Below are 13452 nucleotides of genomic sequence, written 5' to 3' on the forward strand. Positions count from 1 at the left end.
GCGCCGTCTCCGCGTCAGCTGCCCAGCGCATTGCCCCAGCCGATGATGATGGTGGCGCCCACCAGCGTTGCGATCCCCGTCCAGACCATGCGCTTGGTCCGGGCGCTCGACGCCTTCCATTCTCCGAGGCCGAAGCCCCACAGGGTCGAGAAGATGATGATGCTCGCCATGTGGAGGGTCCATGACGAAAAGCCGAAGCGTCCCATCTGGCTCTCGCCCATCGTGTAGAAAAAGAATTGCAGGTACCAAAGGAGGCCTGCGAGGGCGCAGAGGCCGTAATTGAGGGCCAGGGGCGCATCGCGCCGCGGCGCCTGCGGCACCGCATCCGCTCCGAGCGCATGGGCCGCCCTGACGCGCGGCTGGCCCAGCCATTCCCCGAAGCTCCTGTTGCGGGCGATCAGGATCGCGCACCAGATGAAGTTGGTCGTGAAGCCGCCTGCGAGGACCACGCAGAGCACGGGCAGGCCCTGCCACAGCGCTCCGGTGCCGGCGGCGAGCGAAAGCTCACGGATCGGCTCGCCCGCGGCGAGGCCGTAGGCGAAGCAGCTCGACATGATGCCGGAGAAGATCGCAACGAAGATGCCGCGCCTGAAATCGAATTCCCGCACCCCCTGGACCCGCTCCTCGGGGGTGAGCTCGCCTTCCTTGGCATGGCCCGCCTTGGCGACGATGCCGATGCCGAAAAGGGTGACGAGAATGCCCAGAAAGACGAGGAGGCCCGATGTCGAGTTGAGGAGGGTGCTGGCGAATTCGCCCGCGAAGATCGGCGGGACCAGCGTTCCGAAGGCGGTCGTCAGGCCGAGCGCGACCGCCATGCCCAAGGAGACGCCGAGATAGCGCAGGGTGAGGCCGAAGGTCAGGCCGCCAAGTCCCCACAGCGCGCCGAAGAGATAGCAGTAGAAAAGCGTGGAGGCCGGGGCCGCTGCGAGCACGCCGAGAACGTTCTCGGAACCGATGCTGGCGAAGAGCCAGGGCGCGATCAGCCAGCTGACGATGCCGCCGGTGAGCCAGAAGACCTCCCAGGACCACAGGCGCACGCCCTTGTAGGGGACGTAGAAGCTCGCCGAGGCGAGCCCGCCGAGCCAGTGGAAGAGGAGGCCGAGGGCCGGGTTCGGTGTCATGTTCCCTCCGGTGGGCGCGTCTTCGCGCTTCTGTTCTGAACCAGGATCGAGCCGTCGATATCCTCGATGCGCGTGGCGCCGGTCAGCGACATGGCGACCCCCATCTCCGCCTCGATGAGCGAGAGGACGTGCCGCACGCCCGCTTCTCCGCCCCCGGCGAGGGCATAGGCCCAGGCCCTGCCCAGAAGGACGCCCCTGGCGCCGAGCGCCAGCATGCGGACGACGTCGAGGCCCGAGCGGATGCCGCCATCGGCCAGCACGGTGAGCCGGTCGCCGACCGCTTCGGCGATCGGCGGCAGGGCTTCGGCGGAGGCGGGAACCCCGTCGAGCTGGCGGCCGCCATGATTGGAGACGACGATGCCGTCCGCGCCGAGCTCTGCGGCCTTCACCGCGTCCTCGGCATCGAGAATGCCCTTGATGATGAGCGGCCCGTCCCAGACCGAGCGGACGAAATCGAGATCGTTCCAGGTGACGGTCGGATCGAAATTGTTCCGCATCCAGGCGAAGAAGTCCTCGAGCCCTGTATTCTTTCCGAGGACCGGCGCGACATTGCCGAGCTGGTGGGGCCGTCCCTTGATGCCGACATCCCATGCCCAGCGCGGATGGGTCGCCCCCTGCCACAGGCGGCGCAGCTGACCGGTCAGGCCCGGGCTGCCCGCAAGGCCGGAGCGATAGTCGCGGTAGCGCGAGCCCGGCACCGGCATGTCCACGGTGAAGATCAGCGCGTCGCAGCCGCGATCCTTGGCGAGATGGAGGAGGTCGCGCATGAAGCTCCGGTCACGGATGACGTAGAGCTGGAACCACAGCGGCGCCTTCGTCGCCCCCGCCACCTCTTCGAGCGGGCAGGCCGAGACGGTGGAGAGGGTGAAGGGGACGCCGGCGGCTTCGGCCGCGCGCGCGGCCTGCACCTCGCCCCGCCTGGCATTCATGCCGCCAAGGCCGATCGGCGCCAGCGCCAGGGGCAGGGCGCAGCGGCGCCCGAAGAGGGTGGTCGAGGTGTCGATCTTCGAAACGTCGCGCAGGACCCGCTGGCGCAGCGCCACCCGTTTGAGCGCCTCGGTATTCCGGCGCAGCGTCACCTCGGCATAGGAGCCGCCATCGAGATATTCGAACAGGAAGGGCGGCAGGCGCCTGCGGGCGAGTTCGCGATAGTCGAGGGCGGAAGCGGCTTTCACGACAGGCCTTCGATCCTGTAGGTCCGGGCGGCATTGCGCCCCCAGATGTCCCGCTTCTCGTCCTCGGACAGGTCCGAAAGGATCGCGGCATAGGCGCAAAGGCAGTCCTCGAAACGCGCATGCAGCTTGTCGGTCGGAAAATCGCTCGCCGCCATCAGGCGGGAGGGGCCGAACAGGTCGAGCGCCTCGAGGATGAGCGGGCGGATGCTGTCCTCAGTCCAGCCCCGGTGGGTGATCCCGAAACCCGAAATCTTCACCGAGACCTGCGGCAGCTCGGCGAGGCGGGCCATGCCTTGCCTCCAGGCTTCGGTCTCGTCGGGAAAAGCCATGCCGAGATGGTTGACGATGACCGGCGTGTCCGGCGCCTGCGCGAAGAGGTCGGCGAGGACGGGGAACTGGTGAGGATAGGCTTGGAGGTCGAAGCTGAGGCCGTGGCGGCCAAGAGCCCTGAAGCCTGCCTGCCAGTCGGCATTTCCCGTCATGTCGACGCCGAGATAGGTCCGCTGCGGGTCGGGGTGGTGATTGACGATCTGGCGGATGCCGCGAACAGAAGGGTGGTCGGCCTGCTGCGCGAGGAGGTCGTCCGCATCCGCGCGGTGGAGGGGAACATGGGCCACGATGGCGCTCGGCAGGCCGGTTTCCGCCGCGAGCGCTTCGAGCCAGGCGGTCTCGGCGAGCGCCTGTTCCGTCGCCGCGCCCGCATCGACGTGAACGGCTCCCGTGATGCGCCACCCCTCGGCATCCCGCATATAGTCCGCAGGGCCGTAATCATGCGCGATGGCGGAGACATCGCCGTTCACGCCCTCATCGGAGAACGGCGGCGTCAGCCAGTCATAGTCGAGCCGGCCCAGCTCCCAGAAATGGACGTGCGCGTCGACGAAGGGAATGTCCCGCATGCTTTCCTGCCTTCTCCCTTTGGCGGCGGCGGCTCTCCCGGCCGCGTCTTCCGCCGATGCCCCTTAGAATGTCGTGCGGCCTCCCGAGGTGTCGAAAGCGGCGCCTGCGGTGAAGGAGCATTCCTCGCTGGCCATGAAACAGGCCATGGCGGCGCTTTCCTCGACCAGGCCGAGGCGGCCCATGGGGATCTTCGAGCGCATGTAGTCGACCTGGCTCTGCGGCAGCTGGTCGAGGATCGGGCTCTCGAACGTGGCGGGCGTCAGGCAGTTCGCGAGCACGCCCCGGCCCGCATACTCCTTGCCTAGGGACTTGGTCAGGCCGATCACCCCGGCCTTGGAGGCCGAATAGGCCGAGGCATTGGGATTGCCTTCCTTGCCCGCCACGGAGGCGACATTGACGATCCGGCCATAGCCGTTGTCGAGCATGAAGGGGATCACCGCCCGGCAGCACAGGAAGGCGCCGTCGAGATTGATCGCCATGACCCGCCGCCAGCTGTCGACCGGGAATTCGTGCACGGGGGCCGTGGCGCCGGTGATGCCGGCGCTCGTGACCAGGATGTCCACGCGGCCCAGGCGCTCGGCGGCGGATGCGGCAGCCGCTTCGACCGCCGCCGCGTCGGCGACGTCGAGCGGTTCGCCATGCTCTGCACCCGTCCGGTCCACGGCTTGCGCCAGGGCATCGGCGTTCAGGTCCCACAGGACGGCGCGTCCGCCCTCCTGGACGATGCGCGTCGCCACCGCCTCGCCGAGCCCGGAGGCGCCGCCCGTCACGATGGCCGTCCGGCCGGAAAAGCGTCCTTCGAACATCGCTCAGCCCTTCGCCCGTTCGGCGCGCGGGCGCCATGAGGTCACTGCCTGTTCCTGCTGGCCAAGGCCTTCGATTCCCAGGCGGATCACATCGCCCGCCTTCAGGTAGACCGGGTCGGGCTTCTGCCCCTCGCCGACACCCGGAGGCGTGCCGGTGATGATCAGGTCTCCCGGCATGAGCGTGACATAGCGGCTGATATAGGAGAGGGCCTCGGCCACGCCGAAGACCATCGTGCCCGTATTGCCCGTCTGCATGCGTCGCCCGTTCACCTCGAGCCACATGTCGAGATCCTGCGGATCGGGCACCTCGTCCCGGGTCACGAGCCACGGGCCGAGGGGGCAGAACGTGTCGTGCCCCTTGCCCTTGGACCATTGGGTGCCGCGCTGTTTCTGGTCGAACCGCTCGGACACGTCATTGGCGACGACGTAACCGGCCACGTGATCGAGCGCATCGGCCTCCTCGACATAGGAGGCTTCCTTGCCGATCACGACGCCGAGCTCGACTTCCCAGTCGGAATGCTCGGACCCCTTTGGCAGGACGATGTCGTCATTGGGACCGTTCAGGCTGGACACCGCCTTCATGAAGGTGATCACCTCGGTGGGGACCGGCAGTCCCGCTTCCTTGGCGTGGTCCTCGTAATTCAGTCCGACCGCGACGATCTTGCTCGTCCCGGTAAAGGGAATCCCGAGGCGGACTCCGTCCGGCACGGCCGGCAGCGAGGCGGGGTCGATGCCCGCAAGCTGGGACAGGCCGCCAGGAGAGAGCGCTTCGGGTCCGACATCCGCGAGGATGCCGGTCAGGTCGCGGATCGTGCCGGTGGCGTCCACCAGGCCGGGCTTTTCTCTTCCTTGGGGGCCGAAGCGGCAGAGTTTCACGCGGATACCTCTTGGATCATCGTTCGTAGGGGCGGCTCATCGGCAAGGAGCGGTCGAGCTCGACGCCGAAGCCCGGCGCATCGAGCGCGGAGACTCTCAGGCGGCCGTTCTGCGGCACGGGCTCGCCCTTGAGCTGCGGCGAGAACATGGGGACGACCTCGTCCGCCTCCGGCGCCATCATCAGGAACTCGGCGAAGGGGCTGTTGTGGCGGGTCGCCACGAAATGATAGCTGTATACGGAGGAGCCGTGCGGGATCACGAGCTTGCCATGCGCGTCGGCAAGGGCGGAGATCTTCAGAAGCTCGGTCAGGCCGCCGCACCAGCCGACATCGGGCTGGATGATGTCGCAGCACTCCATCTCCAGGAGCATGCGGAAGCCCCAGCGGGTCGCCTCGTGCTCGCCCGTCGTCACCAGCATGCCTGCGGGGGCGTCCCGCCGCAGCGCCGCATAGCTCCAATAGTCGTCGGGGCTGATCGCTTCCTCGATCCATTTGAGGCCGTGCCGCGCCGCCCCGTGGGCGAGGCGCCGGGCCGCATCGAGGTCGAGCGCCATCCAGCAATCGAGCATCAGCCAGAAATCGGGCCCCACGCGCCCGCGCATGTCTTCGAGGTCCGCCAGGGCATCGTTCAGCCAAGCAGGGCCGTCCGCGGGCGCATGGCGCAGCGGCATCTTCCCGCCGATGAAGCCCATCTCCTGCGCGAGGTCGGGCCGGGACCCGGTGGCATAGAAAGAGAGTTCGTCGCGGACCGCGCCGCCGATCATCGCGTGGACGGGTTCTTGCCGCAGGCGTCCCAGAAGATCCCACAGGGCGAGATCGACGCCCGAGATCGCGTTCACGACCAGCCCCTTGCGGCCGTAATACTGCGTCGAGAAATACATCTGGTCCCAGATCTTCTCGATCTCGGAAGGGTCGCGCCCCTCGACGAAGCGGGCAAGATGGCGCTCGACGATATAGGCGGCGGGCTCGCCGCCCGTGGTGACGGCGAAGCCGATCGTGCCGTCCTCGGCCTCGACCTCGACCACCAGCGTGCCGAGCGCATTGATGCCGAAGCTCTGCCGGCTCTCCCGGTACTGAGGATAGCGGGACATCGGCGTCGCGATGCGGTCGTCGATCCAGTGGCCGCCGGCCTGGTCGTGGTAATCGGCGCCGCCGCCTCTCAGAACGAAAGCGCGCAGCTGTCGGACCTTCGGAAAGCCCATCCTCTTACGTCCCCACCCGGAGGGCCGGTCCTCTCGCAGAGGATCCGGCGGCATGTTGTGCCGCCCGGCCGTGTATAATATGAAACCAGTGTCTATATAGGAAGACAAACCCGGTCAAACGTCAAGACCAGCGGGAGGGACGGGAATGCTGCTCGAGGGGAAGAAACTGCTCGTCACGGGCGCATCGGCCGGCATTGGCCGGGCGATCGCGATCGGCGCAGCGCATCACGGCGCGCATGTGGCCATCAACTATCATGCCGACGATGACGGCGCGGCCTCGGCGGTCGAAGAGATCGAGCGCGCGGGCCGGCGGGCGGTGGCGATCAAGGGCGATGTCGCCGATCCGGACAGCGCGCCGGCCTTCGTCGAAGGCGCGGCGGAAGCGCTGGGCGGTGTCGACGTCTTCGTCTCCAATGCGGGGATCTGCCCCTTCCACGCCTTTCTCGACATGCCGCGCGAGACGCTGGAGCGGACCCTGCAGGTCAACCTCCACGGCGCATGGTACATGGTGCAGGCGGCGGCGCAGCGCATGGTGGCGCAGGACAGGGGCGGGTCGATCATCGCCGTCAGCTCGATCTCGGCCCTGGTCGGGGGCGAGTTCCAGACCCATTACACGCCGACCAAGGCCGGCGTCCTCTCGCTGATGCAATCGGCGGCCATCGCGCTCGGCAAGCACAAGATCCGCTGCAATGCCCTCCTGCCGGGCACGATCCTGACCGATATCAACAAGGACGACCTCTCCGATCCCGCCAAGCGCTCTTACATGGAGGGGCGCGTGCCGCTGGGGCGGCTGGGGCAGCCCGAGGACATGGTCGGACCCGCGGTCTTCCTCGCCTCCGACCTGGCGGCTTACGTGACCGGCGCCTCGCTGCTGGTTGACGGCGGCGCCTTCGTCAACCTGCAATAGGCGCGGGCGGCACTTACATTTCACATTGCGGGACGGACGCGCGCGGATTAGGCCTCATCCCTGCATGGATTGGGAGGATCGGCGGCTCATGGCGCGGACGAAGACGAGCGGGAGCGGCCGCAAGGACGAAAAGGGCGTCAGCGGCGCCCAGACCCTGTTTCGCGGCCTGGATGTCCTCGACCTCGTGCAGGACGGGCCGGTTCCCCTCAACGACCTGTCAGAGCAGCTCGGCCTGACGCGGAGCACCGCCCACAGGCTGGCGACGGCGCTGGCTGAGCGGCGCTTCCTCTCCTTCAAGCCGCGGGAAGGCTACAGCCTCGGCCCCCGCATCCTGGAACTCGGCCATTGCGCCCGGCAGCAGGTGCAGCTCACCCGGGTCGCCCGCCCCTTCATCGAGGAGCTGGCCGCCAAGACGAATGACATCGTCCATCTCGGCGTGCTGTTCGCGGACGAAGTGCTCTATCTCGACAAGATCCCGGGCCGGCGCCGCATCCTGATCTCGAGCCATGTCGGCGAGCGTCAGCCGATCGCGTCGACCGGGCTCGGCAAGGCGCTGATCCTCGACGACTCCGAGGAGCGGTGGCGGCAGCTCTTCCGGCTCAACGCCTACAAGCCGACCAGCAGCCTGCCGGTCTGGCTGGAGCGGATGCGGGCCTATGTCGCCGGCGGATACGCTCTCGACCTCGAGGAGAACGAGGATCGCGTGCGCTGCGTCTCCGCCCCGGTGCGGGACGTGGAGGGCCTGATCGTGGCCGCTGTCAGCGTGTCGAGCGCCGCGCAATATATGAGCGATGAGCGCATGGGCGAGCTGATCCCGGTGGTCAAGGAAACGACCTATGCGATCAGCCGCGAGCTCGGCTGGCGCCCGACGCCGGACGAGATGCCGCCCGCGGCCTGACCTTGAAGGCATCGACGGAAGGAAAAGCGCCCGCGGGTCCTCGCAAGGATTCCCGCGGGCGAGGGACACCCCGAAACCGAGAGGATGGTTCCGGGGATAGGGGAGCCGCCGGGCGCTTCCGAGGCTGCCGGATGATGCGCCCGGGCGGCGGAGGGCCGGGCGCGGTCACAGGCGTCTCACGGGCCTGCCATTGACCCGGACGTCTTCGAGCCGCAGGCCCTCCGTATGCGCAATGATGCTGGGCTCGATGACGCCGCCGAAGGCGCAGTCGCGCAGCACGATATCGCGCACCGGCGCCCCCGGCAGGCCCTGCAGATCGAGCACGCGGATCGCATGCTCGACCCGCAGGCCGTCCACCACCAGGCGCCGCAGGACGGGAGTGAAGGGGCCGTCGGCGCCTTCCTCGTAGTTGAAATCGCAGGTGATCGCGGCCCGGCCGACCCGGCCGACATCGACGTTCCGCACGAAGACGTCTTCGATGACGCCGCCGCGCATGGCGTTGTTCTTGAAGCGGAGCGCGTACCAGAGGTCCGGGCTGTCCATGCGGCAGTCCTCGACGAAGACCGAATGCGCGCCCCCGGAGATCTCGCTTCCGATGACGACGCCGCCATGGCCGGCTTTCATCTCGCACCGGCGTACGAGAATGTTTCGTGCGGGAACCGAAAGCCGCCTGCCGTCCGCATTGCGCCCTGACTTGATGGCGATGCAGTCGTCGCCCGTGTCGAAATGGCAGCGCTGGATCACCATGCCGTCGACGGATTCGGGATTGCAGCCGTCATTGTTCGGCCCGTGCCCCGCGACCGTCACGTCCTCGACGAGGACATTGCGGCAGAGGACCGGATGCAGGTTCCAGAAGGGCGCGGCCTCGAGGCGGACGCCGCGCACCGCCACGTTCGCGCATCGGTAGAATTCGATGAAGCTCGGGCGCAGGAAATGATCGGTGCCGAATACCCGCTCCTCGACCGGAACGCCGCGCTCGGCCATCTCGAAGAGGGTGTCGCGGTCCGCCGTCTGGCTCGGCTCGCCCTCGCGCCAGCCGAAGCGTTCGGCGCCGCACCAGGGCCACCAGTGTTCGGTGTCGGCGCCGCCGTGCAGGATGCCTTGGCCGGTCACGGCGACGTTTTCCGCGTCGCGGGCATAGATGAGCGGCGAATAATTATAGAGTTCCACGCCCTCATAGCGGGTCAGGACGAGCGGGTAATCGGCAGGATCGGTGCTGAAGAGGATGTGGGCGCCCCGCTCCAGATGGAGCTCGACATTCGAGCGCAGATGGATCGCGCCCGTCCGGTAGCGGCCGGGCGGCACCAAGACCCTGCCGCCGCCATCCTCGGCGCACTGCTCGATGGCGCGGGCGAAAGCGACGGTGTCCGCCGTTTCGCCGTCGGCCGCGGCGCCGGAGGCGAGGACCGAGACCGTCCTGTCCGGAAAGGTGGGGGCCTGCACTCTCGCCGCGATCTTTTCGGCCTGCGCCCAGGGCCCGCCGCCCGGCCCGCGCGCCAGAGCGGGCGCGAAAAGAAAGGCGCTGCCGGCCGCGCCCAGGCGCAGCATGTCTCGGCGCGTCGCTTTCGCGGGCAGGGGGTCGGGGCGGCGCGGCATGCAATGAGCCTCTTTGTCTTGCGAAGGCGGACGGACATCCCAGCGACGGCGGGGCGCAGCCGCTGCCGGCTGCGCCCCGCCGTCACCTGCCGGTCAGAACTTCTTGTTCAGCCCGACGAAGAAGACGCGGCCCTGCACGTCATAGGTGGCCGGGATCGTGTTCGCGCCGCCCAGCTGCGAAGAGCCGAGCACGGGCGGGGCCTTGTCGAAGAGGTTCCTGACACCGACCGTCACGCGCGCCTCGCCGGGAAGCCGGTAGGCGCCCGTGAGGTCGAAATAGACGTAAGGGTCGATCTCGGGATTGGTCAGCGTGTCCGGATCGGGCGCCTCCTCGCCGCGCCGGCGGGGAAGCACGACATTGTCGACCGTGACCTCGCCGAGATAGCGCGCCCTCAGCGACAGGATGCCGGGCCCCGTCGCCCAGGACAGGCGCGTCGTGCCCTTGAGCTCGGGCAGGGGCTGCCCGCAGGTTCCGCCCCAGGCGCCGACACAGCTGTTCTGGATATCGGGCAGCTCCTGGATCGGCGTGACGACGAATTCGTCGGTATAGGTCCAGGAGCTCTTCAGCGACCAGTTGCTGCCCTCGCCGAACAGGCCCCAATCCGTGTCCATGTCGTATTGCACCATGGCGTCGAAGCCGGAGGTCTCGATGCCGCCGATATTCGCATTGGTAGTGAAGACATATTCGGGCGGGCTGATCTCGCCCGTGACCGGATCGCGGTTGATCGCCTGGCAGTAGACGCTGTCCGCGCTCTGCAGCGTGTTGTAGCAGAGATCCAGCACGTTCTGGATCCCGCCGCCGCCCAGAGGGGCGATGGCGTCCTCGAGCTCGATGTCGAAATAGTCGAGGCTCATCACGAGGCCCGGCACCTGGCCCGGCTCGAAGATGACGCCGAGGGTGATCGTGTCCGACTCCTCGGGGCTGAGATCGGGATTGCCGCCGCGCACCTGGGTCAGGAACGGCGAAGGCTGCACCCCGGCGGTGAAGACGAGATCGGCCGGCACGCCGGTCGCTTCGCAGACCGCGCGGACGGCAGCGGTCTGGCCGTCCGCTGGCTGACGGCTCGAGCAGGGGTCGGTCGCCAGCGGGCCGTCCGTGCCCTGGCCGCCGAAGAGCTCGCCCACATTGGGCGCCCGGATGGCGTGCTGGAACTGGCCGCGGAAGGAAAGGTCCGAGTTCACGGCCCATTCCGCGCCGGCCGAATAGGTCCACACGCCGCCCACGCCGGAAAGGTCATAGTCCGAATAGCGGAAGGCGCCGTTGAGGTTCACCCGCTCGAAGCCCGGCAGGTCGGCGACGACCGGCACGCGGACCTCGCCGAAGACCTCCTTGACGCTCTGGCTGCCGCTCGTCGCCTCGGCCGCGTTCCAGCCCGACACGTCGCCAGAGCTCAGATAGGCGTCCGGCGTGTAGGCCGCCTCGGCCCGGCGCCATTCGAAGCCGGCGGCGAAGTCGACGGGACCCGCCGGCATGTCGAAGGCGATGCCGGTCAGCGTGCCGACGATGACTTCCTGCTCCGCATCGATCTTCGAGACCGAGGTGATGCCGATATAGTCGGCCGCTTCGGGACTGATGTTCTGGCCGAAGGGGTTGAGGAGCGGCGGCTCGTCGCCGTTCGACAGAATCGATTCCTGGATCCGGCTGAGCGAGACCGAGCCGGTCTGCACCGCCGTCTCCGCCGTCTTCGCATAGGTGTAGTAGAGGTCGTAGGAGAGCTCGCGCAGATAGGACGCCGACAGGTCGCCGATATCGCCGCGCACCCCGATGGCCGAGCGGAAGGCGGAGCGGTCCGACTCCGCGAACCGCGTCGGCAGGTCGCTGAAGCGGCGGTTGTAGTTGAGGATGGCGAGGCCGTCATCCGGCGTCGTGGTCAAGGTGGACAGCCCGCGGACGATCTCGGTCTGGCCGGTCTCTGACTGGTCGAGCAGGGTCAGGATGTTCTGGAGTTCCCCGCTGAGATAGGGATTGTCCGTCTCGACGAGGAAATTGCCCGTGGCATTGGTAGGCGCGATCTGCACGTTCGCGACGTTGTTGCTGAAATGCAGCTCCAGATAGCCCGTCGCGTAGTCGTTGAAGTCGTAATGCCCGAATGCATTGCCCATCCAGCGGGTCTGCGGCGTCACCAGGAAGGAATTGGGGCTGAGGTCGTAGCGGTCTTCGGGGTCCATGAAGGGGCGCACGCCCGCCCCTGCCTCGTCGAAGATCGCGCCGAGACCGGTGATGTCGCGCAGGCCGGCCGCGATCAGGGCGGCATCGAATTCGTCGCCCGCCGTGCCGAAGGTCGGCAGGTTGCCGATCCGCCCATTGGGAACGGCGCTCGAGCCGCCGGTGATCAGGCCGGGACGGCCCCCGGCGCTCTGGCAGGTCTCGCCCGCCGGCACGGCGAGCGGCACTCCGGCGCTGTCGTCGCTGTAGGAGGCGGCGGTGACGCAGCCATCGCCAAGAGAGGGGACGGCGAAATCGCCGCGCTCGTCATAGGTGAAGCCGCCGCGGTCGAGATAGCTCAGCGAGGCGGTGAGGTTGCCGCGGCCGCCGTCGAAATTGCCGCCCAGCGTGAGGTCGGCTGTATAGGTTCCCGTTCCCGTCGGCTCGTCCCAGGTGCCCTGTCCGTTGAGTTCGATGCCCTCGAAGTCGTCCCTGAGGACGAAGTTGGTCACGCCCGTGATGGCGTCCGAGCCGTAGACGGCGGAGGAGCCGCCGGTGACGACCTCGGTCCGCTCGATCAGCGCGACGGGGATCGTGTTGATGTCCGTGGTCAGCGCGGGACCGGAAATCGCGAAGCGGCGCCCATTGACGAGAACCAGGTTCCGGGTCGCGCCGAAATTGCGCAGGTTCAGCGTCGAGACGCCAATGGGCGCGCCGGCCTGCACTGTGTTCGCCTTGGGCCCTTCGAGCTGGTTGCCTGCGAATTGCGGCGTGTCGATCAGGAGGTTCTCGACGTTCTGCGTGCCTGACAGCACATAGTCCTCCGAGCCGACCACGGTCACCGGGGTCGGGGCGTCGACCCCCCGCGGGGCCAGCCGGGACCCCGTCACGACGATGAGGTCGCCTGCGTCTTCCCGGGGAAGTTCGGTGTCTTCGGGCAGGATCGTCTCGCGCTCCTGCGCCGATGCGGCCGCGCCGAGCGTCGCCGCGGCGATGGCGCTGGCCGTGCACAGCAGCATGGTCCGGCCCAGCCGGCGCGAGCCGGTCCCGGGCGCCGGGGAAGCCGGGGTTTGAAACTTGTCCGTCATGCGATGTTCCCTCCTCGCTGGCCCCTCGGAGCCATTCTTGTCGATGGTGATGCAGGCTGTCGGGACGGCCGGGCGCGCATTGCCGGCCTTCCGTTCGAGCGGCGGCCGGCGGCATGTGCGCCTGTCCGGCCGTCCTTCGTTCAGGAGCGGCTGCGCCTGACGAGCGGGAACGGATCTGTCGCGTGAAGCATGTCTCTTCCCCAAGCAGCTTACTCCCGAGCGCCCGACCTGTGCCGATCGGTGCGCCCATTCCGAATGGTTGCCCGGACCCTACGCTGTTGTAAAGTTCTATATCACTTGATGGGCAGCTATTCCGAAGTATGAACTTCATTGTCCGAGGCGTGTCTCGGCTCCCCGCCGCTGCGGGCCGCAGCTTGCTCCGCGGCGACGCAGGAGAGTGTATTGGAGAGTGGTCCATAATGTGGAAGGGTGGGCGAACGGCCCGGTAGTGGCCGGTCCAGGGAGGAAGCACATGGCGGCAGGTCGGATCTGGGGTGAATGCGCGGCTTGGCTCCGGGGCGGGCTCTTGCTCGCGACGATGCTGGTTCCGCCGGCCCTCGCGCAGGAGGATGGGGCCGATCGCGCGCCGATCGACCGGAAAGAGCTGGTGGGGCGCCACGACGTCGTCCTCGACGCCATCGATCAGCATGCCGCGGTCATGGTCGGCAATGGCTCGCTGGCGCTGTCGCTCGACGTGACGGGGCTTCAGGGGCTGCGCGACAGCTATGCGCCGCACTCGCC

General features: G+C 68.0%; 11 protein-coding genes. 3 read left to right on the forward strand and 8 right to left on the reverse strand.

The annotated features are described in order from the left end of the window. Window positions 1–14: 14 nt before the first annotated feature. The 6 genes from rhaT to rhmD form a co-directional block, all read right to left on the reverse strand. A complete protein-coding gene (rhaT, locus tag IE88_RS0112290; RefSeq protein WP_031554890.1) occupies window positions 15–1121 on the reverse strand; it encodes an L-rhamnose/proton symporter RhaT in 1107 nt (368 codons plus the stop codon). After that, window positions 1118–2296 (reverse strand): FMN-dependent L-lactate dehydrogenase LldD, encoded by a 1179-nt coding sequence (lldD, locus tag IE88_RS0112295; RefSeq protein ID WP_036767181.1) that lies wholly within the window; start codon window positions 2294–2296, stop codon window positions 1118–1120. Before lldD ends, rhaT begins: the two co-directional genes overlap by 4 nt. Continuing rightward, window positions 2293–3192, reverse strand: coding sequence for an amidohydrolase family protein (locus IE88_RS0112300; RefSeq protein ID WP_031554894.1), 900 nt, complete (start codon window positions 3190–3192; stop codon window positions 2293–2295). The genes lldD and IE88_RS0112300 overlap by 4 nt, the downstream gene beginning before the upstream one ends. A gap of 63 nt (window positions 3193–3255) precedes the next feature. Beyond that, window positions 3256–3999 carry an SDR family NAD(P)-dependent oxidoreductase gene (locus IE88_RS0112305; RefSeq protein WP_031554896.1) on the reverse strand — a complete coding sequence of 248 codons (744 nt, stop codon included), beginning with the start codon at window positions 3997–3999 and terminating at the stop codon, window positions 3256–3258. 3 nt (window positions 4000–4002) lie between these two features. Beyond that, on the reverse strand, window positions 4003–4875 hold the full coding sequence (locus tag IE88_RS0112310; RefSeq protein WP_031554898.1) for a 2,4-didehydro-3-deoxy-L-rhamnonate hydrolase: 873 nt from the start codon (window positions 4873–4875) through the stop codon (window positions 4003–4005). A gap of 16 nt (window positions 4876–4891) precedes the next feature. After that, entirely contained in the window at window positions 4892–6076 is a 1185-nt protein-coding gene (gene rhmD, locus IE88_RS0112315; protein WP_031554900.1) for an L-rhamnonate dehydratase, read from the reverse strand. A gap of 145 nt (window positions 6077–6221) precedes the next feature. Here rhmD and IE88_RS0112320 point away from each other — a divergent pair, with 145 nt between their 5' ends. Continuing rightward, window positions 6222–6983, forward strand: coding sequence for an L-rhamnose 1-dehydrogenase Lra1 (locus IE88_RS0112320; RefSeq protein WP_031554902.1), 762 nt, complete (start codon window positions 6222–6224; stop codon window positions 6981–6983). Window positions 6984–7071: 88 nt separating this feature from the next. After that, a complete protein-coding gene (locus IE88_RS0112325) occupies window positions 7072–7881 on the forward strand; it encodes an IclR family transcriptional regulator (RefSeq protein ID WP_031554905.1) in 810 nt (269 codons plus the stop codon). Window positions 7882–8046: 165 nt separating this feature from the next. Here IE88_RS0112325 and IE88_RS0112330 read toward each other — a convergent pair whose 3' ends face one another. Both IE88_RS0112330 and IE88_RS0112335 read right to left on the reverse strand, forming a co-directional pair. Continuing rightward, a complete protein-coding gene (locus tag IE88_RS0112330; protein ID WP_051882101.1) occupies window positions 8047–9477 on the reverse strand; it encodes a glycoside hydrolase family 28 protein in 1431 nt (476 codons plus the stop codon). Between the two features lie 93 nt (window positions 9478–9570). After that, entirely contained in the window at window positions 9571–12711 is a 3141-nt protein-coding gene (locus tag IE88_RS0112335; RefSeq protein WP_051882103.1) for a TonB-dependent receptor domain-containing protein, read from the reverse strand. A gap of 538 nt (window positions 12712–13249) precedes the next feature. Here IE88_RS0112335 and IE88_RS0112340 point away from each other — a divergent pair. Continuing rightward, window positions 13250–13452 (forward strand): hypothetical protein (locus tag IE88_RS0112340; RefSeq protein ID WP_156032588.1); only part of this gene is annotated, 203 nt, incomplete at its 3' end.

Source organism: Parvularcula oceani (genome assembly GCF_000733125.1).
GTDB classification, from domain to species: domain Bacteria; phylum Pseudomonadota; class Alphaproteobacteria; order Caulobacterales; family Parvularculaceae; genus Parvularcula; species Parvularcula oceani.

Coding starts and splice junctions, on each gene's coding strand:
- rhaT (WP_031554890.1), bottom strand. CDS start 1,121: ATGACACCGAACCCGGCCCTCGGCCTCCTCTTCCACTGGCTCGGCGGG.
- IE88_RS0112300 (WP_031554894.1), bottom strand. CDS start 3,192: ATGCGGGACATTCCCTTCGTCGACGCGCACGTCCATTTCTGGGAGCTG.
- IE88_RS0112305 (WP_031554896.1), bottom strand. CDS start 3,999: ATGTTCGAAGGACGCTTTTCCGGCCGGACGGCCATCGTGACGGGCGGC.
- rhmD (WP_031554900.1), bottom strand. CDS start 6,076: ATGGGCTTTCCGAAGGTCCGACAGCTGCGCGCTTTCGTTCTGAGAGGC.
- IE88_RS0112320 (WP_031554902.1), top strand. CDS start 6,222: ATGCTGCTCGAGGGGAAGAAACTGCTCGTCACGGGCGCATCGGCCGGC.
- IE88_RS0112325 (WP_031554905.1), top strand. CDS start 7,072: ATGGCGCGGACGAAGACGAGCGGGAGCGGCCGCAAGGACGAAAAGGGC.
- IE88_RS0112330 (WP_051882101.1), bottom strand. CDS start 9,477: ATGCCGCGCCGCCCCGACCCCCTGCCCGCGAAAGCGACGCGCCGAGAC.
- IE88_RS0112335 (WP_051882103.1), bottom strand. CDS start 12,711: ATGACGGACAAGTTTCAAACCCCGGCTTCCCCGGCGCCCGGGACCGGC.